Genomic DNA, 21,601 nt, shown 5'->3' on the forward strand with positions numbered 1-21,601 from the left:
GTGCTCCCTTCCGTGCCACCGGGACGCCGACCGGTCCGGCAGGGGCCCCGGCGGCCCCGCGGTGGTGTGCCCATTGCAGCGCGGGGCGCTGTCAGATCGCGGCGCGTGCCGCTCTCACCGCGCTGACACCGGGTGACAGGGGAAATCGGGGATGCGCGCGCTCACGCGGGTGCGTAGGGTGCGGCGAACGTCCGCGCCGACCCGGCCGCCCCAGTCAAGGAGAGAACCGCTGACTCCGCACTCCCTCGCCTTCTACGTGGACGTGGTCACGTCCGCGACGGTGCTCGGCGCCCGGCCGACCGACACCCCCGACCGGGTCAGCGCGCTCCTGGGCACCGACTTCGCCGAGAACTCCCTCGACGACCTCAGCATGTGGCGCGACTACGGGCTGGTCGAGTTCTTCTGGCTCCGGGAGTCGCCCGACCACCCGTGGGTGGGGCACCACTTCTCCCTCCAGGTGCACCGGCTCGCGCACGGAGGCGGCGGCCTCGTCAACGCGGCGCTCCGCGAGCGCTACGGCCGCTTCGACCGCCATCTGCGCTTCGACAAGCTGGCGCGGCTGCTGGCGAACCGCGGCGTGTGCCTGGAGGACGTGCCGGACGCCAACGAACCGGCCTTCACGCTGCACTGGCAGCCCGCCTCCCAGGTGTCCGTCACGGCCTTCCGCGACTGGGGCCCGTCCGGGCGGCGCGGCAAGGGCCTCGTCGGCGACGTCCACAAGATCTCGTCGTCGATGACCGCCGGACAGGTGGCGTGGCACAGGGCGCGCTACGGGCCTCAAGACGCCTGAAGGTCAACCCTTTCACGCGCCTTCCCCAACGCCCGGTAAAAATGGATTCTCAGTACATCCAAGTGGCCGGAAAACGATTCCGCTTACCCCGGAGGAAGGGAGGAAGGTGGCGCCTGTGACGCGGTCCGGGCGCGTCCCGGAGTTCCGGTGACGCCGTGCCCGGTCGTGCGCGGCGCGAAGGAGCGTGATGGCCGTGGGGCGCGGCAGGATCAAGGGCAGGGCGGCGCGGGCCGCCGACGACGCGGCCGAGCGGCTGCTCGAAGCGGGGAAGCTGCTCCGCAGGACGGCGGCCGTCACACCCGACAACAGGGCCGTCTTCAGGAGCGACCAGGGCGTCAACGACGCCCCGTACCGCGAGCGGTGGGCACACGACAAGGTGGTGCGCTCCACGCACGGAGTGAACTGCACCGGTTCCTGTTCCTGGCAGGTGTACGTCAAGGACGGGCTCATCACCTGGGAGACCCAGGCCACCGACTACCCCACCACGGGCCCCGACCGGCCCGAGTACGAACCGCGCGGCTGCCCCAGGGGCGCCTCCTTCTCCTGGTACACCTACTCGCCGACGCGCGTGCGCCACCCGCACGCGCGCGGCGTCCTCGTCGAGATGTACCGGGAGGCCAAGCGGCGCCACGGCGGCGACCCGGTGGCCGCCTGGGCGGAGCTGACCGGCGACCCCGACCGGCGCAGGCGCTACCAGTCCGCGCGCGGCAAGGGCGGCCTCGTGCGCATCGGCTGGCAGGAGGCCCTGGAGATCGCCGCCGCCGCGCACGTGCACACGCTCCAGGAGCACGGCCCCGACCGCATCGCGGGCTTCTCGCCCATCCCCGCCATGTCGATGGCCTCGCACGCGGTCGGCGCCCGCTTCCACGCGCTGATCGGCGCCCCGATGCTCTCCTTCTACGACTGGTACGCCGACCTGCCCGTCGCGTCCCCGCAGGTCTTCGGCGACCAGACCGACGTGCCGGAGTCGGGCGACTGGTGGGACGCGGCGTACCTGATGCTGTGGGGCTCCAACGTCCCGGTCACCCGCACCCCCGACGCGCACTGGATGGCCGAGGCCCGTTACCGGGGCCAGAAGGTCGTCGTGGTCTCGCCCGACTACGCCGACGCCACCAAGTTCGCCGACGAGTGGCTGCACCCGCACCCCGGCACCGACGGGGCGCTCGCCATGGCGATGGGGCACGTGGTACTCAAGGAGTGCTTCGTCGACCGGCGGGTGCCCTACTTCACCGACTACGTACGCCGGTTCACCGACCTGCCGTTCCTGGTCGAACTGGCGGAGCGGGGCGACGCGCACACCCCCGGGCGCTTCGTGACCGCCGCCGACCTCGGGCTCGCGGAGGGCGCCGAGGAGGCGGCCCGCCGCTGGATGCCCGTCCTGCTGGACTCCGCGACCGGCGGGCCCGTCGTGCCGAACGGCACCCTCGGGGACCGCTGGGCCAAGGGCGGCGAGGGCCGCTGGAACCTCGACCTCGGCGACGTCGAACCGCGGCTCTCGCTGTACGGCACCACGGACGTGCGGGCACGCGTGCTGCTGCCCCGCTTCGACGGCGTCGACCGGGGGGAGGGCGGCGCCGGTCAGGGGGACACCCTCACCCGCGAGGTCCCGGTGCGGCGCGTCGGGGGACGGCTCGTCACCACCGTCTTCGACCTGCTCCTCGCCCAGTACGGCGTCGGGCGGCCCGGCCTCGAAGGCGACTGGCCGACCTCCTACGAGGACGCCTCGGTCCCCTGCACCCCGGCCTGGCAGGAGGCCGTGACCTCGGTGTCCGCCAACGCGGCGGTGCGCGCGGCCCGCGAGTTCGCGCGCACCGCCGAACAGACCGACGGCCGCTGCATGATCGTGATGGGTGCGGGCACCAACCACTGGTTCCACTCCGACACCACCTACCGTTCCTTCCTCACCCTCCTGCTGCTGACCGGCTGCCAGGGCGTCAACGGCGGCGGCTGGGCGCACTACGTCGGGCAGGAGAAGGTCCGCCCCTACGCGGGCTGGCAGCAGATGGCGACGGCGGCCGACTGGGCCGGGCCGTCGCGCCAGATGGCCGGCACGCCCTACTGGTACGTCCACACCGACCAGTGGCGCTACGACCCCTTCTCCGCGGGCCGGCTGGCCTCGCCGACCGGCACCGGCGCCTTCGACCGCACGCACACCGCCGACCTGGTCGCCCGCTCCGCGCGGCGCGGCTGGATGCCCTCGTACCCCACCTTCGGCGCCAACCCGCTCGAACTGGGCCGCCGCGCCCACGAGTCGGGCGTCGACCCCGCCCGCTGGGTCGCCGAACAGCGCGACGCGGGACGCCTCTCGTTCGCCTGCGACGACCCCGACGACCCGGCCAACTGGCCGCGCGTCCTGACCGTGTGGCGGGCCAACCTCATCGGCTCGTCCGCCAAGGGCAACGAGTACTTCCTGCGCCACCTGCTCGGGGCCGACGACGGCGCCAGCGCCGCCGAGACCCCCGAAGGACTGCGGCCCCGCGAGGTCACCTGGCGCGAGGAGGCCCCGCGCGGCAAGCTCGACCTGCTGCTCGCGCTCGACTTCCGCATGACCTCCACCACCCTCTTCGCCGACCTGGTGCTGCCCGCCGCAACCTGGTACGAGAAGCACGACCTCTCCAGCACCGACATGCACCCCTACGTGCACGCCTTCTCCCCGGCGATCAGCCCGCCCTGGCAGGCCCGCACCGACTTCGAGATCTTCCACGGCCTCGCCCGCGAGGTGAGCCGCCTCGCCGAGGGCCGCCTGGGCACTGCACACGACCTGGTCGCCACCGCGCTCCAGCACGACACGCCCGCCGAGGCCCCGCCGGACGGGCCGACCGAACCCCAGTACGCGCTGGTCACCCGCGACTACACCGCGCTGGCCGACCAACTCGCCGCCGTCGGGCCCCTGTTGGACGAGCGCGGCATGCGGGTGCGCGGGGTCACCGTCCGCACCGGGCCCGAGGTCCGCTGGCTCGCCGCCCGCTGCGGCACGGCTCCCACGGGTCCCGCCAGGGGCAGGCCCCTGCTGGACACCGACGTCAAACTCTGCGAGGCGATCCTCGCGCTCTCCGGCACCACCAACGGCCGCGTCGCCGCCGAGGGCTTCCGGCGGCTCGCCGAACGCTGCGGCACGGACAGCGACTTCGAAGCGCTCGCGGCCTCCGTCGCCGAGCGCCGCATCGTCTTCGGCGACACTCAGGCCCGCCCCGTCCAGGTCGGCGCCAGCTTCGAGTGGTCCGGCAAGGAGGGCCCCGACCGCCGCTACTCCCCGTTCACCGTCAACACCGAGCACCGCAAGCCCTGGCACACCCTCACCGGGCGCCAGCACTTCTACCTCGACCACGAGTGGATCCGCGAGTTCGGCGAACAACTCCCCGCCTACAGGCCACCGTTGGACCTCGCCGCGCTCGGCGAACAGCCCCGTGACGACGGGTCGGGCCAGCTGTCGGTGACCGTCCGCTACCTCACCCCGCACTCCAAGTGGTCCATCCACTCGGAGTACCAGGAGAACCTGCTCATGCAGGCCCTGGCGCGCGGCGGTCCCGTCATCTGGCTCAGCCCCGGCGACGCGGACGCCATCGGCGTCGCCGACAACGACTGGATCGAGGCGGTCAACGCCAACGGCGTCGTCGTCGCCCGCGCCGTCGTCTCGCACCGCATGCCCACCGGCACCGTCTTCATGTACCACGTGCAGGAACGCCTGGTGAACGTCCCCAAGTCGCAGACCACGGGGCGGCGCGGCGGCGTCCACAACTCGCTGACCCGGCTGCTGATCAAACCCACCCACCTGATCGGCGGCCACGCCCAACTGAGCTTCGCCCCCAACTACTACGGCCCCACGGGGAACCAGCGCGACGCGGTGACCGTGATCCGGCGCCGCTCGCAGGACGTCACGTACTAGGAGTACAGACATGCGCGTCATGGCACAGATCGCCATGGTCATGAACCTCGACAAGTGCATCGGCTGCCACACCTGCTCGGTCACCTGCAAGCAGACCTGGACCAACCGGCAGGGCACCGAGTACGTCTGGTTCAACAACGTCGAGACCCGCCCGGGACTTGGCTACCCCAGGGGACACGAGGACCAGGAGAAGTGGCGCGGCGGCTGGCAGCTCAGGCGCGGCCGCCTCGTGCCCCGCAGCGGCGGCCGGGCCCGCCGCCTCGCCTGCCTCTTCGCCAACCCCGAACTCCCCTCGCTCCAGGACTACTACGAGCCCTGGACGTACGACTACGAGAACCTGATCGCCGCCCCGCTGGGCGACGACGTGCCCACCGCGCCGCCGCGCTCCCTGGTCGACGGCCGCCCCACCGCCGTCACCTGGGGCCCCAACTGGGACGACGACCTCGGCGGCGGCCCCGAACACCTCGCGGACGACCCCGTCCTGAAGAAGATGAACGAGCGGGTGCGCCTGGAGTACGAGGAGGCGTTCATGTTCTACCTGCCGCGCATCTGCGAGCACTGCCTCAACCCGTCGTGCGTCGCCGTCTGCCCCTCGGGCGCCCTCTACAAGCGCATCGAGGACGGCGTCGTCCTCGTCGACCAGGACCGCTGCCGGGGCTGGCGCATGTGCGTCAGCGGCTGCCCGTACAAGAAGGTGTACTTCAACCACTCCACCGGCAAGGCCGAGAAGTGCACCCTGTGCTACCCGCGCATCGAGGCCGGACAGCCCACCGTCTGCTCCGAGACCTGCGTGGGCCGCCTGCGCTACCTCGGCGTGGTCCTCTACGACGCCGACAGGGTGGGCGAGGCCGCGTCCGTGCCCGACGAGAAGGACCTGTACGAGGCGCAGCTCGGCTGCTTCCTCGATCCGGACGACCCCGAGGTGGCCGCCGAGGCCGAGCGCTGCGGCATTCCGCACGACTGGGTCACCGCCGCCCGCCGCTCGCCCGTCCGGGCCCTCATCAGCACCTACCGGGTCGCGCTGCCGCTGCACCCGGAGTACCGCACGATGCCGATGGTCTGGTACGTGCCCCCGCTCTCCCCGGTCGTGGAGTCGCTGACCGCGACGGGCCACGACGGCGAGGACCCGGCCAAGCTGTTCGCCGCGATCGACTCGCTGCGCATCCCCGTCGGCTACCTCGCGGAGCTGTTCACGGCGGGGGACCCCGGGCCGGTGGAGGCCGCGCTGTGCCGGCTCGCCGCGATGCGCAGCCACATGCGGCGCGTCAACCTGGGCGAGGAGCGGGACCCGGCGATCGCCCGCGCGGTCGGCATGGAAGGACCCGGCATCGAGGCGATGTACCGGCTGCTGGCCCTCGCCAAGTACGAGGACCGGTACGTCATCCCGACCAGTACCGCCGTCCCCGACGAGGCGCGCTCCGACGGGGACGGGTGCAGCCTCGACCACGAGGGCGGCCCCGGCATGTACGGCGCCGACGCGTTCCACGCCCCGCTCGGCGCCTCCCCGGCCGCCGCCCCCTCGGGGGCCCCGGAGCCGCCGGGGGCCAGGGAGTCGCTGCTCGGCCGCGTCAACCTCCTCGACTGGAACGGCAGGGGCCGTCCTGAAGGACTCTTCCCGAGCCGCCCGGAGGCGGGCTGACATGGGCGGGGCCCGCACCGCCGTCCACCAGGCGGCGTCCCTGCTCCTCCAGCACCCCGACGACGACTGGCCGGAGCGCCTGAACCTCGTGCGCACCGCGCTCGCGGGGCTGCCGGGCGAGGCGCCCGCCGCGCTGCTGCGGTTCTGCGGAGCCGTCGCCGGGATCCCGCAGCTGGAGCTGTCCGCGCGCTACGTCGCCACCTTCGACCGCAGCCGCCGCCGCACCCTCCACCTCAGCTACTACACCGAGGGCGACACCCGCAGGCGCGGCGCCGCCCTGCTCGCCCGGCGCCGCCTCTACCTGCGCCACGGCTGGCAGCCGCCCGCCGACGAACTGCCCGACTTCCTGCCCCTGGCCCTGGAGTTCGCCGCCCGCTGTCCGGCCCCGGGCCGCCGTGCCCTCCAGGACGACCGGGCCGCCGTCGAACTGCTCCGCCTCGCGCTCGTCAGCCACCGCAGCCCCTACGCCGACGTGCTCGAAGGGGTCTGCCGCACCCTGCCCGGCGCCTCGCCCGCCGACCGTGCCGCGGCGCTGCGCCTGGCCCGCACGGGACCGCCCACCGAGTCCGTGGGCCTGCTGCCGTTCCCCGCCGTCCGGTCCCCGCAGTCGCCGCCGCCCCAGGAGACCCCTCGATGAGCCACCTGCACACCGCCCTGTGGGGCGTCCTGCCGTACCTCGTCCTGACCGTCTTCGTGGCGGGGTCCGCCTGGCGCCACCGCTACGACCGCTTCGGCTTCACCACCCGCTCCAGCCAGCTCCACGAGCACCGCCTGCTGAGCATCGGCGGCCCGCTGTTCCACTTCGGCCTGTTCATGGTGATCGGCGGGCACCTCGCGGGGCTCCTCGTCCCGGAGTCCTTCACCGAGCGGGTGCACGTCCACGAGTGGCTGTACCACGACAGCGCCCTGCTCCTGGGCGGGACGGCCGGGCTCGCCACTCTCGCGGGACTGGGCGTCCTGCTGTACCGGCGCCTCAGCGTCCCGGCCGTGCGCGCCGCCACCAGCCGCAGCGACCGGCTCGTCCATCCGCTGCTGGCCGCCGCCCTGCTGGCGGGCATGGCGGCCACCGTGACGACCGCCGTCCCCGACCCCTACGACTACCGGCTGGGCGTCTCCGTCTGGTTCCGCTCGCTGTTCGCCCTGGACCCGGACGTCTCCGCGATGTCCGCCGCGCCGTTCGCGTACCAGTTGCACGCGCTGCTCGGCATGGCGCTCTTCGCGCTGTGGCCCTTCAGCCGCCTCGTGCACGCCTTCGCCGTGCCGCTCGGCTATCTGACCCGCCCGTACGTCGTCTACCGCTCCCGTGCCGTGCGCACCCGGGGTGTGCGGCACTCGCCGTACACCCCGGGGAGCCGCCGCTGAGGAGGCCCGCGGCCGTCAGTCGGCGGGCGGCGTGAGGAAGACGCGCTCCAGCAGCTCGTGCAGGGCGGCGCGCTCCGCGTCGTCGAGCCGGTCCAGGCCGCCCTGCGTGAGGCGCATCTTCGCGCGGATGCCGTCGGCGACCCGCTCGCCCTCGTCGGTGAGCACGACGTTCTTGACGCGCCGGTCGGACGGGCTGGCCTCGCGGCGGACCAGGCCGCGCTTCTCCAGCCGGTCGACGATCCCGGTCATGTTGGAGGCGTCGCAGGTCAGGGTGGTGGCCAGGGCCCGCATCGCGGCGGGGCCCCGGCGCAGCACGGTCAGCGCCTTGCCCTGGCTCGCCGTGAGGTTCTCGCTCGCCGCGGCGACCGTGAAGTCGCCGTAGTAGGCGCCGAGGGACAACGAGAGCGTCTCCATGAGCCGGGCCGTGTCGACGCGGGGAGTTCCTGTCATGGGACGCACTTTACCTCCCGAAGGTTGACGATCTCAAATATCGATGTTTACCGTAGGGCATTGCTTGAGATCCTCAAGCATCTAGGTTGTCAAGTAATTGAGAGAGAACTACCGTGTCACAAGCACATCGCGGGGCGTCCGCGGGAACCCCCGGGCGGACCTCGGTCGTCCTCGCCCTGGGCCTGGCCGCCATGGTCGTCTCGATGATGCAGACCCTGGTCGTCCCGGTCCTGAGCATCATCCAGGCGGACCTGGACGCCACCACCGCCAACGTCAGCTGGGTGACCACGGCCACGCTGCTGTCCGCCGCGGTCTTCACCCCGCTGCTCGGCCGCTTCGGCGACCAGCACGGCAAGAAGTCCACCCTCGTCGGCGTGCTCCTCGTGATGATCGCGGGCTCCGTGCTCGCCGCCACCACGACCTCGCTGACCTGGCTCATCGTCGGCCGCGTGATGCAGGGAGCGGCCACCGCGATCTTCCCGCTGGCGCTCTCCGTGCTGCGCGAGGAGATCGAGCCCGCGAAGCTGCCCGGCGCCATGGCCCTGGTCAGCGGCACGCTCGCGTTCGGCAGCGGACTCGCGCTGGTCGGCGCGGGACTCCTCACCCAGGGCTCGGACCCCGACTACCACCGGGTGTTCTGGCTCGCCGTCGTCCTCGCCGTCGTCGCCCTGGCCGGCGTGGTGTTCCTGGTGCCCGCGTCCCGGTCGAAGACCGGCGGACGCACCGACTGGCTCGGCGCGCTCACCCTCGCGCTGCTCCTGGTCCTGCTGCTCCTGCCCATCTCGCAGGGCCACGAGTGGGGCTGGACCTCCGGGCGCACGCTCGGGGCCTTCGCGGGCGCCGTCGTCATGGCGGCCCTGTGGGTGGCCACCGAGCGCCGGGTCCGCGAGCCGATGGTGGACATGGAGATGTTCGTGCACCGCCCGGTGCTCTTCACCAACGTGGCCGGGCTGCTGCTGGGCTTCGCGATGTTCGCGCAGTTCATCGGCGTCTCCTACCTCGTGCAGATGCCGGAGCCGCTCGCCGGTTACGGCTTCGGCGCCTCGGTCCTGGACGCGGCGGTGGTCTACCTGCTGCCCACCACGCTCGTCTCGCTCGTCGGCGCGCAACTGGGCGGCGTGCTCGTCCGCCGCGTCGGCGCGCGCGTCACGCTGGCGGCGGGCGCCTGCTTCGGCGTCCTCGGCTTCGCCTGGCTGACCGCCGCGCACGACACCACCGCTTCGGTGATCGGCGCCGGTATGGTCATCGGTCTGGCGATCAGCTTCGGCTACGCCTCGATGCCCGCCCTCATCGTCGCCGGTGTCCCGGCGCACCAGACCGGCATCGCCAACGGCATCAACTCGATCTCCCGCTCGGTCGGCAGCGCGATCGCCAGCGCCGTGATCACCTCGCTGCTCGCGTCGAAGACGATCGCCCTGCCGAAGGGCATGCCCGCACTGCCCCAGGAGAGCCAGTTCACCCTGAGCTTCGCCATCGCGGGCGGCGCGTTCGCGCTGGTCGTGCTCGTCGCGCTGCTGGGCCTCAGGGCGGCGCGCCCCGGGGAAGCAGCCCTGACCAAGCTCGCCGGGTCGCAGGACGAGCCCCGGCGGGAGACGGCCGCGGAGCTTGTGCGGTAGTCCTGCCGCACGCGGCCGCGGGGCCCGCCGCACCGGTCTCCCGGTCCGGCGGGCCCCGCGGCCGTACGGAGCTTTCAGGACCTGCCCGTGCGGAACGCTCACCACCCGACCGGCGTCACCTCCGCGAGACGCGCCAGCTTCTCGGGGTTGCGCACGGTGTAGATGCCGGTGATCCGGCCCTCGTCCGTCCCCACCGCCACCACCAGCTCGATCTCGCCGCCGATCCGCATGACCAGCGCGGGGAGGCCGTTGACGTGCGCCGGTTCCAGCGTCGGCGACATGGCGCGGAACACGGGCAGGCCCGCGGTCAGGGCGCGGGCCACCTTTGCCGCGCCCACGACGGGGTGCGGCAGCGCCTGCTTGATCCCGCCCCCGTCGCTCAGGGCGACGACGTCCGGCGCGAGGAGGTCCAGCAGGCCCTGGAGGTCGCCCGTCTCGACGGCCCGCCGGAAGGCGTCGAGCGCGGCGCGCGTCTCGGCGGGGGACACGGCGCCGCGCGGGCGGCGCGCCGCGACGTGCGCCCGCGCCCGGTGGGCTGTCTGGCGGACCGCGGCGGCGCTCTTGTCGACGGCGTCCGCGATCTCCGCGTACCCGAGGTCGAACACCTCGCGCAGGACGAACACCGCGCGCTCGGTCGGCGCCAGCGTCTGGAGGACCAGCAGCATCGCCAGCGACACGTGCTCGGCGAGCACGACGTCCTCGGCCACGTCCGGCACGGTGAGCAGCGGCTCGGGCAGCCAGGGGCCGACGTACGACTCCTTGCGCCTGCCGAGCACGCGCATCCGGGTGAGCGCCTGCCGCGTGGTGATCCTGATCAGATACGCGCGCCGGTCGCGCACCGGCTCCAGGTCGACCGCGGCCCAGCGCAGCCAGGTCTCCTGGAGGACGTCCTCCGCGTCGGCCGCCGAGCCCAGCATCTCGTACGCGACCGTGAAGAGCAGGTTGCGATGGGCGAGGAACGCGGCGGTCGCCGCGTCGGGTACTCCGGCCCCGGCCGCACGCGTGCCCGTGCCCCCGCCGGCCCCCGCGGCGTGGTGGTCTGCCATGGCTGGCTCCTGTTCTCCTGCTCCGTGCGCGCGTTCCCGCGCGCGTTCCCCGCGCTCGCGGTGCGTCGCCCATCAGACGCCGGTCACCGCCGTTCTGTGACACCGGTACGCCACGGGAAGCACGCCCACCGGCCGCCTGTGGCGCAGATCACGCGGCCCGGCCGTCACAGCAGAGGGCGCTGCGGCGCCTTGTGTACGACCAGGTACCGCAACTGACACCGCAGCAGGAGGTCGACATGAAGGTCGTAGTGGTGGGCGCCGGATACGCGGGCACGCTCGCGGCGAACCGGCTCGCCAAGAAGGTGAGGGGCGCCCGGGTCACGGTGGTCAACCCGCGCCCCGAATTCGTGGAGCGCGTGCGCCTGCACCAGCGGGTCGCGGGGACGTCGGACGCGGTGGCGCCGCTCGCGTCGATGCTGAGCGGGGGCGTCGAGCTGCACGTCGGCGCGGTCGACAAGATCGGCGAGGACTCCGTCGCCCTGGAGGGCGGCGGGAGCCTGGACTTCGACTACCTGTTCCTCGCCGTGGGCAGCACGGTGCGCCCCCTGCCTGGCACGGTCCCGGTCGGTACGTGGGAGGGCGCCGAGCGGGCCGGGGCCGCGCTGGCCGGGCTGGCCCGGGGCAGCGCCGTCACGGTGATCGGCGGCGGCGCGACGGGCATCGAGACGGCGGCGGAGATCGCCGCCGCGCGGCCCGACGTCCGGGTGCGGCTCGTCGGGTCCTCCGTCGCCGCGGACTTCTCCGGGGCGGCGCGGCGGCGGGTGCTCGCCGGACTGGCGCGGCTGAACGTCGAAACCGTGGAGGAGAGCGTCGTCGAAGTGGACCCGGGAGAAGGGGAGTTCGGCGGTGTGCTGCGCCTGGCGTCCGGCGCCGCGCTCTCCTCGGACCTGACCCTGTGGGCCATCGTGTCGGGCGTCCCCGACCTCGCGGCGCGCAGCGGCCTCACGGTCGACGCGCAGGGCCGCGCGGTCGTGGACGACTGCCTGCGCAGCGTCGACAACGACCGGATCTTCGTCGTGGGCGACTGCGCCGCGGTGCCCGGCACCCGTTTCGCCTGCCAGTCGGCCGGGCCGCAGGGCGCCGTCGCGGTCAACAACCTGGCCCGGCTGCTGAAGGGGCGTGCGCCCGAGCCGTACGCGATGCGCTACGTGGCGCGGGGCGTCACCCTCGGGCGGGAGGAGGCGGTGGCGCAGTTCACCCACCGCGACGACACCCTGCGCGGCGGGTACCTCGCGGGCCGGACCGCTGCGCGGGTGAAGGAGCTCGGCTCGCGCGGCGCCAAGTACGGGGCGCGTGCCGGAACCGGCCTCGGTTCGTGACGGGGCGCGACCTCACAGGGCCCTCGGCGCGGCCGTCACTCCCGTCACCAGCGAGTAGAGGGTGTCGTTCGCGGTGATGAAGAGGCGGTTGCGCCGAGGGCCTCCGAAGCGGATGTTGGAGACCGTGTTGGGCACCAGGATCCGGCCGAGCAGGGTGCCGTCGGGGGCGTAGCAGTGCACGCCGTCGTCCATGGCGGCGGCCCAGAGGTGGCCCTGGTCGTCGAAGCGGATGTTGTCGAAGCGCCCGTCGGTGCCCTTCGCCTCGGCGAACACCTCGCCGTCGCAGAGGGTGCCGTCCGGGCGCACCTCGAAGCGGCGGATCTGGTTGGCCCGGGTGTCGGAGACGTACAGCTCGCTCTCGTCCAGGGAGAAGACGAGGCCGTTGGGCGCGCCGAAGCCGTCCGCGACGAGCCGCACCTCGCCGCTGCCGGGGTCGATCCGGTACACGTTGTTCGCGCCGATCTCGCTCTCGCCGCGCACGCCCTCGTAGTCGCTGGTGATCCCGAAGTCCGGGTCGGAGAACCAGATCGAGCCGTCCGACTTCACCGTGGAGTCGTTGGGGCTGTTGAGCCGCTTGCCCCGGTAGCGGTCGGCGAGCACGGTGATCGAGCCGTCGTGCTCGGTGCGGGTGACCCGGCGGTTGCCCTGCTCGCAACTGATCAGTCGGCCCTGGTGGTCCAGGGTGTTGCCGTTGGAGTGCCCGGCGGGCGAGCGGAAGAGGCTGACGGCGCCGGTCGCCTCGTCCCAGCGCAGCATGCGGTCGTTGGGGATGTCGCTCCAGATCAGCTGGCGCCAGGCGGGCACGTAGAGCGGGCCCTCCGCCCAGCGGGAGCCCACGTGCAGCGTCTCCAGTTGCAGATCTCCCACGGCGCACTTCTCCGTACGGAACCTGTCGTCCAGTACCTCGTACAGCGCGGGGCGGCCGGTGGCCATGTGGGTGCTCCTTCGACGGATCCGTCAGTCTGCTTCCGAACAGCATCCTGTTGAACGTGAGTATTGCAGGATGTCGTATGGTGAAAGCAAGTGATCGCATGAGGTTGATTGGTGGAGGCATCCCGTGGACGAGGTGGACCGGAAGCTGTTGAAGCTCCTCCAGGAGGACGCCGCGCAGGCGTACGCGGCGCTGGGCAAGGCCGTCGGGCTCTCGGCGGGCGCGGCGCACGAGAGGGTGCGCAAGCTGCGCGACGCGGGGGTCATCCGCCGCACGACGGTCGACGTGGACCCCGCCGCGGTCGGCGGCGGGGTCCTGGCCTTCGTCATGGTCGAGTCGACCGCCTGGATGGGCGATTCGGGCGCGCGCTTCGCCGCGATCCCCGAGCTCCAGGAGGCCCACGTCATCGCGGGCAGCGCATCGGTCCTGGTGAAGGTCAGGACCGCGACGACCGAGCAGCTCCAGGACGTGCTGCGGCGGCTGTACGCGATCGAGGGCGTCAGCGGCACGCAGGCGACGGTGTCGCTGGAGACGTTCTTCGAGCGGCCGGTGTCGACGGGGGAGTGAGGCCCGTCTCCCCCGATCGCTACGCCCCCGCGGCGAGTTCGGCGTTGGCGTGCTCGGTCAGCAGGGTCAGTACGCGGCCGGCGGTGACCAGGTCGTCGGGCGCGATGCCCGCGTAGATCCGTGCGGCGACGTCGGCGACCGCCTCTGCCGTACGCGCCCGGACGGCCTTTCCCTCATCGGTCAACTCGACCTGTACGGCGTCGGATTCGCCGCCCTCGCGCATCGAGGCGATGCCCAGTCCGACCAACTCGGTGATGAGCGCCCGCGCTCTGGTCGCGTCGATCTTCAGTGAGCCGGTCAACTGCTCGACGATCCTGTCGTGTTCGACCGCGCCCCCGGCCGCCGCCACGGCGTTCAGCGCGATCTGCTGATCGAAGACCAGCCCTTCGTGGGCGACGGTCCGTTCGAGCAGGGCCCGAGCGGCGTAGTGGGCCCGGCCGATGATCTGGCTGTTGAGGGGGACGGCGGGTGCGGCGGTGGACATGGGTGCTCCCTCGGGTGGGTGTCCGCGACGGGCTCCGTGATGCCGTGCGGTTGAGTAGATTATGGCACTCAGTCTCAAAAGTTGCCAAGGGTTAATTGGGTTTTAGATTCGATAGGACCTTGGGGTCGTCGTGGCTAAGATGTCGCCATGTCGACCACCGGCTCATCGCCCTCCTCCGCTGCCCGCCCGCTGCCGCTCCGGGAGCGCAAGAAGCTGCGCACCCGCCAGGAGCTGGCTGCCGCCGCCCTGCGCCTCTTCGCCGAGCAGGGCTTCGACGCGACCACGGTCGACGAGGTGGTCGACGCGGTGGAGGTGTCCAAGAGCACCTTCTTCCGGGTCTTTCCGGCCAAGGAGGCGGCGGCGATCGAAGCCGAGGCCGAACTGTGGACGGCCTGCGAGGCGGCGCTGGAGGCCCGTGCGCTGACCGGGCCCGTACTCTCCGAACTGCACGACGTCCTGCGCGGCGTCGTCACCGAGCTGGGCGCGGATTGGGCGCAGCGGTACGCCGCCACCCGCAGGCTGCTCCTGAAGGAGCCCGCGCTGATGGCGTACACGGCGCACTTCCGCACCGGGGCCGAGCAGCGGATCGGCGACCTGCTGACCGCCAGGCTCGGCGTGCCGGCCGACGACCTCAGGCCCAGGGTGCTCGCGCAGCTCACCACCACCGGATGGAGCATCGCGGCCCGCGCCTGGGTCCACTCCGAGGGGCGCGAGACCTTGCGGACCCTCCTTGGCCGCGTCGAGGCCGCCTTCGCGGCGATCCCGGCGAGCCTGGAGCTCTCCGCCGGCGAGTAGCGCCACCCGCGGCGTCCGCCGCCGCTTCGACCGCCCTGGTCAGGGTCTGTGGTGATCTTCCGGTGGACGGCCGCACCCATGCCACCGGGCTCACGGCCGAACGGGCGGGCAACGGGTCACGCTGACCTGGACCGGCCCGCAGACCCCGGAGGCCGTCACCGCCCTGGTCCGCCGGCACGCGGGCCCCGACGCCCCGACGCCCACGGACCACGGCACGGCGGTCCCCGTCGACGCGGCCGGATCCGCGACCGTCCCGGTGCCCGGCGGCACTCCGGTGGCGGCATCGGTCCGGACGTACGACGCGGCGGGCAACGTATCGGCGGAACAGGCCGTGACGGTCCCGGCCGGCTGACGCCGGGCGCCCCGGCCGCGGGGGTTCACCCGGACCGCTCGGACGGCCGGTCCGCCGCGGGGAGGGTGATCTCGAAGCGGCAGCCCACCTCGGTGTTGCGGACCGAGGCGCGGCCCGCGTGGGCCTCGACGATGCCCCGGACGATCGCGAGCCCGAGACCGGCGCCCGTGTCGCCGTGGCGCCGCTGCCCGGCTCCCGCGGCCGCGCCGGTCTCCCGGCCCGCACGGCCCGGCGGCGTACGGGCCTCGCCGCCGCGCCAGCCCGTGTCGAACACGCGCGGCAGGTCCTCCTCGGGGATGCCGCCGCAGCAGTCCTCGACCGCGAGCACCACCAGTGCGCCCTCGCAGCGCGCGCTCACCGCGACCGTCCCGTCGGCCGGCGTCGCCCGCACCGCGTTGACCAGGAGGTTGCCGAGCGCGCGCGTGACGGCCTGGCCGTCGACGCGGACCGGCAGGGGGGCGACGCCGCCGTCCACCAGCCGCACCCCGCGCGCGTCCGCGAGCGGTCCCGCGGTGGTGAGGGCGTCGTCCACCAGGTCGAAGACCGATATCCGGGTCAGGGCCAGCTCCAGCGAGCCCGCCTGGATGCGGGAGAGTTCGAAGAGGTCGTCGACCATGCCGGACAGCCGCTCGACCTCGGTGCGCATGCGCGCGTGGTAGCGGCCCGGGTCCTGGACGACGCCGTCCTCCAGGGCCTCCGCCATCGCGCGCAGCCCGGCGAGCGGGGTGCGCAGGTCGTGCGAGATCCAGGCGATCAGCTCCCGCCGCGACGCGTCCAGCGCCCGCTCGCGCTCCTGCGCCTCCCCGAGCCTCGTGCCGGTCTCCTCCAGGGCGGCGGCGAGCGCGGCCAGCTCCGCCGTCGGCGGGTCCGCGGGCGCGGTGAAACCGGTCTCGCTGCCGACGTTGCGCGCCGCCAGGGCCAACTCCCGGCTCCCGGCGGCGATCCGGCGCCCGAACAGCAGCGCCGCGGCGAGCGAGACCGTGCCCGACACCGCGACCACGATCAGCACCACCCGGAAGTCGTGTCCCGACAGGAACATCTCCAGTGCCACCGCGACGGTCCCGGCCGCCATGGCGACGACGGCGAGCGCGGCCACCGCGAACATCGACAGGACGACCGAACGCCGCCGCAGCAGGGCGACGGCGGGGGCGGCGACCAGCCCGGCGAGCAGTGCGCCCAGGGCCGCGAGGGCGACGATGACCAGGACGTCGGTCATGCTCCGGCCCCCTCGCCCGCCGCGGGGTCCCCGGGCGGGTCGAAGCGGTATCCGGCGCTCCACACCGTGCTGATGAGCCGCGGCGCCGCCGGATCGTCCTCGACCTTCTCGCGCAGCCTGCGCACGTGCACGGTGACGGTCGAGGTGTCGCCGAACTCCCAGCCCCACACGTGCCGCAGCAGGTCCTCGCGGGAGAACACCCGGCCCGGATGGCGCAGGAAGAACAGCAGCAGGTCGAACTCGCGGCCCGTGAGCGCCAGTTCGCGTCCGCCGCGCTCCGCGCGCCGCGCGGTCGGGTCGACCAGCAGGTCGCCGAGCCGCAGGGCCGCGGTGACGGCCGCGGGCGGCGGGGCCTCGGCGCGGCGCAGTACGGCACCGACCCGCAGGACCAGTTCGCGCGGGCTGAACGGCTTGGTCACGTAGTCGTCGGCGCCCACTTCGAGCCCGAGGACGCGGTCCGCCTCCTCGCCGCGCGCGGTCAGCATCACCACCGGCACGGGCGGCCCGCCGCCCGCCCGCAGCCTGCGGCACACCTCCAGGCCGTCGATGCCCGGCAGCATGAGGTCCAGGACGACCAGGTGCGGTCGCAGACCGGCGGCCAGGTCGAGGGCGGCGGGACCGTCGGCCGCGTACGCGACCTCGTAACCGGCCCGGCCGAGGTAGCCGGTGACGACCTCGGCGACGGTCGGATCGTCCTCGACGACGAGGATCCGGCGGGCCGGACGGGACGCGGGAGGGAGGGCGGGGCTGGGGTGCAACGGTCACGCCTTCGCGGGGAGGAGGTCGGCGGCCCCGAAGGAGACCGAGAACCGCTTGCACCAGATTACGGCGCTGTGGAACGCGGAGAGGTCAGTGCCTGCCGGGACGGCGTAGTTCTGGTTGCCCAGGTTGCCCTTCAGCTTGCCGAGCGCGACCGCCCCGTCCCCGAGCCCCGACTCCACGGCGTCGGCGTCCCGGGTCGAGAGGTAGACGCGCACGTCGGGGCCCTCTGAGGTCTTGAGGTCCTCCAGGCGCAGCAGCCGCGAGCCGTCCGCGAGGCGGACCGTGCGGGCGGTGCCGCTCGTGCCGTGCTCGTGGGAGACGAAGCCGCCCCGGGCGAGGTCCGTCGGCCGGGAGTCCTTCATGCCGGGCATGTCCTTCGTCCCGGACGCGTCCTTCATGGCATCGCCTTTCATGGCGCCGTCCTTCATCGCGCCGCCGTTCATCGCGCCGTCCCGCGCGGTGGGGGCGGTGGTCGGCAGCGACTCGTTCACGGTGGTGTCGGTGAACGCCTTCCAGGGCTGGAAGAGGTAGAGGCCGGTGCCGACGAGGAGCGCCAGGACGAGCAGGGCGGGGACGACGGTACGGCGGGACAGCAGGGCCGAACGAGACATCTGGACCTCCGGGGGACGGGGTGGCCGGCCGGGTTCCGCCGGCCACCAGGTGTCCAGCAAACCGCCGACCACCCCGCCGGGGCACCGCGGACAGTGCCCCCGTAAGACACCGGTAATCAGTCCTTCCGGCTGCTCAGGTAGGCGTCGATCGCCCGCCGCGGCTCGTTGTCCGCCGGTGTGACGCGGTACAGCCAGTGGCCGACCGTGTCCCGGGTCAGCAGGGTCGCCTCAGGGAAGGAGCGCGCCATGCGGCGGGCGCCGGGCAGCGGGGTCGCCAGGTCGAGGGCCGCGTTCACCACGAGGACGGGTGGCAGGGCGCCCTGCGCCTGGGCCGGTGCGGGCTTCGGGGGCATCGGCCAGCCCTGGCAGCCCATGATCATGTCCAGGTGCATCGAGTTGTGGCGGACGTGCGGCGCGGCCTTCGCCACGCGCCCGAGGACGGCCCGGTAGTGCCGCTGGTCGCGGATCCGGAAGTCGTGGTCCCGGCACATCACCAGGCGCCAGGCGATTTCGTGGGCGCCGGTGCCCCAGCGGGCCTCGCCCCTGCCGGTGTGCAGGGCGAGGATCTCGCGCGCCACGTCGCGGGGCTGCCACTCGCCGAGTCGTTCGGTGAGGAAGTCGGAGAGCTGGTCGGCGTCGACCTTCTCGCGTGTCGGCCCCTGCGGGCCGGGGCGGCGGAGCGTGCCCGCGTCGGCGCGGGCGAAGAGCTCGTCGACCACGGTCCCCAGGGGCTTGCCCCGCGATCCGCAGTCGGCGTTCTTCGCGCACCAGTCGGCGACCCGCAGGAAGGCCTTCTCGGCCGCGACGCTGCCGTCCGTGAGGAAGCGCTCGGCGTCCGGCCGGCCCGGGTCCACCGCGCTGTCCAGGGCCAGGGCGCGCAGACGCGCGGGGAACAGCCGCGCGTAGGCACGGCCCAGTGCCGTGCCGTAGGAGTGTCCGAGGAAACTGATCCGGTCCTCGCCGAGGGCCGCGCGAATCGCGTCCATGTCACGGGCCACGCTTTCGCTGTCCATGTGGGCGGCGAGCGGTCCCGTCCCCTTCAGGCAGCTCTCGGCCAGCTTGCCGTTGAGGGCGCGCAGCCGCTGGAATCCGGCCGCGTCGCGCGGCCGCAGGGGGATCTCGGGGATGAGCGACTCGTCGCAGACGGCTCCCGCGCTCCGGGCGATGCCGCGTGGATCGAAGCCGATCACGTCGAAGCGCTGGAGCATCGCGGGGGAGTAGCCGTCGTACGGGTCGTCCGCCCGGAGCGCGTCGTCGGCCCCGGGCGCTCCGGGGCCGCCCGGGTTGGACATCAGGACGCCGATGCGCTTCGCGGGACCGGTGGCCCGGTGGCGGGCGACGAAGATGTCGGTCTTCGGGCCGTCGGGCCGCGACCAGTCCACCGGCACCTCGACCGTCGCGCACTGCGCCTTCGGGCTGGGGTGGGGCGGTTCGCCCTTGGGGCAGGGGCCCCAGGCGAGGGACGGGCGGGGGGCCTTGGCGGCGGCCGTCCCCGGGGCGGCGAGGGCGGCGGGGGCGGTCAGCGCCGTGGCGGCGGCGAGGGCCAGGAGTACGGGCAGGGCCCGCCGCCCGGTGTTCGGCACCGTCTTCACGTGCGTGTTCGTGTTCATGCGCGGCACTGTTCCGCGCCCACATGATGACGTTTCCATGCGTACGTGATGAGCGGGTAACAAAGCCCGGCCGAGAGGGCGTTCGGCCCGGGGAGCATCCCCCGGGCCGAACGCCGCGGTCGTACGGCGGCTCACTTCTTGCCGCAGAACTCCGCCTCGAACACGTCCTGGTAGAGCCCGAGGTGCTGGTCCTCCAACCAGTCGCCGTTGATGTGGAACGTCAGCGTGTGCTTGCCGTCGGCGGTGGTCGCCGTGCTCGTCAGCGAGCCCCACACGATGCCGTCGTGGCCGTACACCTTCACGCCGCAGCTCAGCGGGCGCACGATCAGGCCGAGGCCGTAGTCGAAGAACGTCCCCGTCTTGACGGTGGTCAGCAGTTCGCTCTGCTGGGCGGCCGGGAGCAGCCGGCCCTTGAGCAGCGCGCTGTAGAAGGTGTTGAGGTCGCGCGTGGTGCTGATGATCTCGCCGGTCGCGCCGGACCACGCCGGGTTGTACTCGGTCGCGTCGTAGACCTCCGGGCCGGGGTTCGTCGCGTACAGCTTGGAGTAGCCGACGGCGTGCGGCAGCGGCATCTTCGGGTTGGTGCCGGGGAAGGACGTCCGGGTCAGCCCGAGGCGCTTGATGATGCGGCGCTCGGCCTCGGCGGCGTACGACTTGCCGTCGACCTTCTGGATGATCATTCCGGCCAGCACGAAGTTGGTGTTGGAGTAGTTCCAGCCGGTGCCCGGGGCGAAGTCGGGCCGGTACTTCAGCGCCATGTCGACGATCTGCCGCGGGGTGCGCGTCTCGAAGCGGTGGTCGAGGAAGCCGGGTCCGTTCATGTACGCGTGCCACTCCGGCGTGGAGACCATGTCCTTGATCCCGCTGGTGTGGTTGAGCAGTTGACGGACCGTCATCTTGCTGCCGTCGTTGCCGTTGCCCTGGACGACGCCCGGCAGCCAGCGCTCGACGGTGTCGTCGAGACTGAGCTTGCCCTCGGCCTCCATCTGGAGGAGCACGACGGTGACGAACGTCTTGGTGATGCTGCCCGCGCGCAGGTGGTCCTGCGGGGTGCGGGCCCGGCCCGTCGAGGTGTCGGCGACGCCCGCCGAGCCGAACCAGCCGCGTGCGTACCCCTGCGAGGTGTCCACCGTCTGGGCGGCGACGCCGGGCATGCCGCCCGTGTTCACGAGGGCGTCGATCGCGGACCGGGTCGGGTTCCCCGCCGGGGATGCGCTCGCCGCGGGGGTGGGGGCGAGGGGCGCGGGTGCGGCGACCGCGGGCGCCGCGAGCGCGAGGGCCGCGGTCACGGCCGTGGCCGTGGTGAGCAGGGACGTACGTATCCGTGCGACAGCTCGGGACATGTCTGCCTTCCGTAAAAGCATGATCATTTACCTGTCGCCGATCATCACAGATGATCACCGGAAACGTACAGCGGGTATCCGGTGGGGAGGTGCGGGAGGGGCGGCTGTCAGGGCGCGGGCGTCTGGAGGATGCCGTTGATCAGGACGTTCAGGCCCCATGCGTCGCGGTCGCCGGGGGAGAAGAGGGCCCGGCGCAGCGAGGTGACCATCGGGTAGCGGTCGGCGGGCAGGGCGGCGTAGCGGCGGTCGGCCGCGGTGATGGCGGACTCCTCGTCGGAGCCCTTGCTGTCGTACGTGCTCTGCTCGGCCGCGGCCGCCGCGACGTGCAGGTAGAGCAGGTCGACGGCCCAGGCGGCGGTGGTGTCGTCCAGGCCGCCCCGCTTGAGCAGGGCGAGCATGCGGTCCAGTACGAGCAGGGCGTTGTCGCCCGTGGGGATGGCGCCGAGCGCGACGGCGGCCAGGCCCTCGTGGCGGCCCATGACCGCGACGGTGGCGGCGGCCACCGCGTGGAGCTGTTCGCGCCAGGTGCCCGGGGCGTCCAGGGGGACCCGGGCGAGGACCTCGTCGAGCATCGCGGCCATGAGGTCGTCGCGGTTGGCGACGTAGACGTAGAGCGAGGCGGGACCGGTGTCGAGCTCCTTGGCGACGCGGCGCATGGTCAGGGCGTCCAGGCCGTCGCGGTCCAGGACCGCGAGCCCGGTCCGCACGATCACCTCGCGGCTGAGGGGGGCCTTGGCGGGGCGTGCGCGGCGGCTGATCGGGCGGGGAGTCGTCGGCTGCGTGCTCATGGGGTGAGCCTAGCCCGCGGCGAACGCTGTTTGA

At 73.1% G+C, this 21,601-nt stretch carries 19 protein-coding genes; 9 read left to right on the top strand and 10 right to left on the bottom strand.

Annotation, left to right across the window (positions count from 1 at the left end; all coding sequences use genetic code 11):
- Positions 1–178: 178 nt before the first annotated feature.
- The 5 genes from ACIBNE_RS04095 to narI all read left to right on the top strand — a co-directional run bounded on the left by ACIBNE_RS04095 (position 179) and on the right by narI (position 7,677).
- A complete protein-coding gene (locus tag ACIBNE_RS04095; protein ID WP_399269238.1) occupies positions 179–790 on the top strand; it encodes a hypothetical protein in 612 nt (203 codons plus the stop codon).
- 187 nt (positions 791–977) lie between these two features.
- Positions 978–4,676 (top strand): nitrate reductase subunit alpha, encoded by a 3,699-nt coding sequence (locus tag ACIBNE_RS04100; protein WP_399269240.1) that lies wholly within the window; start codon positions 978–980, stop codon positions 4,674–4,676.
- Positions 4,677–4,686: 10 nt separating this feature from the next.
- The gene (narH, locus tag ACIBNE_RS04105; RefSeq protein ID WP_399269242.1) at positions 4,687–6,315 is read left to right on the top strand and encodes a nitrate reductase subunit beta; all 1,629 of its coding nucleotides are present in this window, start codon (positions 4,687–4,689) and stop codon (positions 6,313–6,315) included.
- Between the two features lies 1 nt (position 6,316).
- Entirely contained in the window at positions 6,317–6,952 is a 636-nt protein-coding gene (gene narJ, locus ACIBNE_RS04110) for a nitrate reductase molybdenum cofactor assembly chaperone (protein WP_399269244.1), read from the top strand.
- Positions 6,949–7,677 carry a respiratory nitrate reductase subunit gamma gene (gene narI, locus ACIBNE_RS04115; RefSeq protein ID WP_399269246.1) on the top strand — a complete coding sequence of 243 codons (729 nt, stop codon included), beginning with the start codon at positions 6,949–6,951 and terminating at the stop codon, positions 7,675–7,677. The genes narJ and narI overlap by 4 nt, the downstream gene beginning before the upstream one ends.
- 15 nt (positions 7,678–7,692) lie before the next feature.
- On the opposite strand, the gene ACIBNE_RS04120 is transcribed toward narI, so the two are convergent.
- A complete protein-coding gene (locus ACIBNE_RS04120) occupies positions 7,693–8,127 on the bottom strand; it encodes a MarR family winged helix-turn-helix transcriptional regulator (RefSeq protein WP_399269248.1) in 435 nt (144 codons plus the stop codon).
- A 113-nt stretch (positions 8,128–8,240) separates the two neighbouring features.
- Between ACIBNE_RS04120 and ACIBNE_RS04125 the strand changes: the two genes are divergently transcribed.
- Positions 8,241–9,743 (top strand): MFS transporter, encoded by a 1,503-nt coding sequence (locus tag ACIBNE_RS04125; RefSeq protein ID WP_399269251.1) that lies wholly within the window; start codon positions 8,241–8,243, stop codon positions 9,741–9,743.
- Between the two features lie 98 nt (positions 9,744–9,841).
- Here the strand turns inward: ACIBNE_RS04125 and ACIBNE_RS04130 are convergent, their stop codons facing one another.
- Positions 9,842–10,789, bottom strand: a complete 948-nt coding sequence (locus ACIBNE_RS04130; RefSeq protein ID WP_399269253.1) for an RNA polymerase sigma-70 factor — start codon at positions 10,787–10,789, stop codon at positions 9,842–9,844.
- Between the two features lie 236 nt (positions 10,790–11,025).
- Here ACIBNE_RS04130 and ACIBNE_RS04135 point away from each other — a divergent pair, with 236 nt between their 5' ends.
- Entirely contained in the window at positions 11,026–12,108 is a 1,083-nt protein-coding gene (locus tag ACIBNE_RS04135) for an NAD(P)/FAD-dependent oxidoreductase (protein WP_399269255.1), read from the top strand.
- A gap of 12 nt (positions 12,109–12,120) precedes the next feature.
- Here ACIBNE_RS04135 and ACIBNE_RS04140 read toward each other — a convergent pair whose 3' ends face one another.
- Positions 12,121–13,041 carry an SMP-30/gluconolactonase/LRE family protein gene (locus ACIBNE_RS04140; RefSeq protein ID WP_399269257.1) on the bottom strand — a complete coding sequence of 307 codons (921 nt, stop codon included), beginning with the start codon at positions 13,039–13,041 and terminating at the stop codon, positions 12,121–12,123.
- A gap of 124 nt (positions 13,042–13,165) precedes the next feature.
- Here ACIBNE_RS04140 and ACIBNE_RS04145 point away from each other — a divergent pair, with 124 nt between their 5' ends.
- Positions 13,166–13,606 carry an Lrp/AsnC family transcriptional regulator gene (locus ACIBNE_RS04145; RefSeq protein ID WP_399269259.1) on the top strand — a complete coding sequence of 147 codons (441 nt, stop codon included), beginning with the start codon at positions 13,166–13,168 and terminating at the stop codon, positions 13,604–13,606.
- 19 nt (positions 13,607–13,625) lie between these two features.
- Here ACIBNE_RS04145 and ACIBNE_RS04150 read toward each other — a convergent pair whose 3' ends face one another.
- A complete protein-coding gene (locus ACIBNE_RS04150; protein ID WP_399269261.1) occupies positions 13,626–14,090 on the bottom strand; it encodes a MarR family transcriptional regulator in 465 nt (154 codons plus the stop codon).
- A gap of 147 nt (positions 14,091–14,237) precedes the next feature.
- Here ACIBNE_RS04150 and ACIBNE_RS04155 point away from each other — a divergent pair, with 147 nt between their 5' ends.
- Positions 14,238–14,885, top strand: coding sequence for a TetR family transcriptional regulator (locus ACIBNE_RS04155; protein WP_399269263.1), 648 nt, complete (start codon positions 14,238–14,240; stop codon positions 14,883–14,885).
- Positions 14,886–15,262: 377 nt separating this feature from the next.
- On the opposite strand, the gene ACIBNE_RS04160 is transcribed toward ACIBNE_RS04155, so the two are convergent.
- From ACIBNE_RS04160 to ACIBNE_RS04185, 6 genes are all read right to left on the bottom strand, one after another.
- Positions 15,263–16,453 carry a sensor histidine kinase gene (locus ACIBNE_RS04160; protein ID WP_399269265.1) on the bottom strand — a complete coding sequence of 397 codons (1,191 nt, stop codon included), beginning with the start codon at positions 16,451–16,453 and terminating at the stop codon, positions 15,263–15,265.
- A complete protein-coding gene (locus tag ACIBNE_RS04165) occupies positions 16,450–17,211 on the bottom strand; it encodes a response regulator transcription factor (RefSeq protein WP_399269268.1) in 762 nt (253 codons plus the stop codon). Before ACIBNE_RS04165 ends, ACIBNE_RS04160 begins: the two co-directional genes overlap by 4 nt.
- A 3-nt stretch (positions 17,212–17,214) precedes the next feature.
- Positions 17,215–17,826, bottom strand: a complete 612-nt coding sequence (locus ACIBNE_RS04170) for a DM13 domain-containing protein (protein ID WP_399269270.1) — start codon at positions 17,824–17,826, stop codon at positions 17,215–17,217.
- Between the two features lie 116 nt (positions 17,827–17,942).
- Positions 17,943–19,436 carry an alpha/beta fold hydrolase gene (locus ACIBNE_RS04175; RefSeq protein ID WP_399269272.1) on the bottom strand — a complete coding sequence of 498 codons (1,494 nt, stop codon included), beginning with the start codon at positions 19,434–19,436 and terminating at the stop codon, positions 17,943–17,945.
- A 131-nt stretch (positions 19,437–19,567) separates the two neighbouring features.
- On the bottom strand, positions 19,568–20,779 hold the full coding sequence (locus tag ACIBNE_RS04180) for a serine hydrolase domain-containing protein (RefSeq protein ID WP_399269274.1): 1,212 nt from the start codon (positions 20,777–20,779) through the stop codon (positions 19,568–19,570).
- 107 nt (positions 20,780–20,886) lie between these two features.
- Positions 20,887–21,567 carry a TetR/AcrR family transcriptional regulator gene (locus tag ACIBNE_RS04185; protein ID WP_399269276.1) on the bottom strand — a complete coding sequence of 227 codons (681 nt, stop codon included), beginning with the start codon at positions 21,565–21,567 and terminating at the stop codon, positions 20,887–20,889.
- Positions 21,568–21,601 lie beyond the last annotated feature (34 nt).

Source organism: Streptomyces sp. NPDC050504 (assembly GCF_044458065.1).
GTDB lineage: Bacteria > Actinomycetota > Actinomycetes > Streptomycetales > Streptomycetaceae > Streptomyces.

What these genes read in the sequence shown, in the direction of transcription:
- narI (WP_399269246.1), top strand. Translation starts at nt 6,949, where the DNA reads ATGAGCCACCTGCACACCGCCCTGTGGGGCGTCCTGCCGTACCTCGTC.
- ACIBNE_RS04120 (WP_399269248.1), bottom strand. Translation starts at nt 8,127, where the DNA reads ATGACAGGAACTCCCCGCGTCGACACGGCCCGGCTCATGGAGACGCTC.
- ACIBNE_RS04135 (WP_399269255.1), top strand. Translation starts at nt 11,026, where the DNA reads ATGAAGGTCGTAGTGGTGGGCGCCGGATACGCGGGCACGCTCGCGGCG.
- ACIBNE_RS04155 (WP_399269263.1), top strand. Translation starts at nt 14,238, where the DNA reads ATGTCGACCACCGGCTCATCGCCCTCCTCCGCTGCCCGCCCGCTGCCG.
- ACIBNE_RS04150 (WP_399269261.1), bottom strand. Translation starts at nt 14,090, where the DNA reads ATGTCCACCGCCGCACCCGCCGTCCCCCTCAACAGCCAGATCATCGGC.
- ACIBNE_RS04160 (WP_399269265.1), bottom strand. Translation starts at nt 16,453, where the DNA reads ATGACCGACGTCCTGGTCATCGTCGCCCTCGCGGCCCTGGGCGCACTG.
- ACIBNE_RS04180 (WP_399269274.1), bottom strand. Translation starts at nt 20,779, where the DNA reads ATGTCCCGAGCTGTCGCACGGATACGTACGTCCCTGCTCACCACGGCC.
- ACIBNE_RS04100 (WP_399269240.1), top strand. Translation starts at nt 978, where the DNA reads ATGGCCGTGGGGCGCGGCAGGATCAAGGGCAGGGCGGCGCGGGCCGCC.
- ACIBNE_RS04175 (WP_399269272.1), bottom strand. Translation starts at nt 19,436, where the DNA reads ATGAACACGAACACGCACGTGAAGACGGTGCCGAACACCGGGCGGCGG.
- narH (WP_399269242.1), top strand. Translation starts at nt 4,687, where the DNA reads ATGCGCGTCATGGCACAGATCGCCATGGTCATGAACCTCGACAAGTGC.
- ACIBNE_RS04130 (WP_399269253.1), bottom strand. Translation starts at nt 10,789, where the DNA reads ATGGCAGACCACCACGCCGCGGGGGCCGGCGGGGGCACGGGCACGCGT.
- ACIBNE_RS04170 (WP_399269270.1), bottom strand. Translation starts at nt 17,826, where the DNA reads ATGTCTCGTTCGGCCCTGCTGTCCCGCCGTACCGTCGTCCCCGCCCTG.
- ACIBNE_RS04140 (WP_399269257.1), bottom strand. Translation starts at nt 13,041, where the DNA reads ATGGCCACCGGCCGCCCCGCGCTGTACGAGGTACTGGACGACAGGTTC.
- ACIBNE_RS04185 (WP_399269276.1), bottom strand. Translation starts at nt 21,567, where the DNA reads ATGAGCACGCAGCCGACGACTCCCCGCCCGATCAGCCGCCGCGCACGC.
- narJ (WP_399269244.1), top strand. Translation starts at nt 6,317, where the DNA reads ATGGGCGGGGCCCGCACCGCCGTCCACCAGGCGGCGTCCCTGCTCCTC.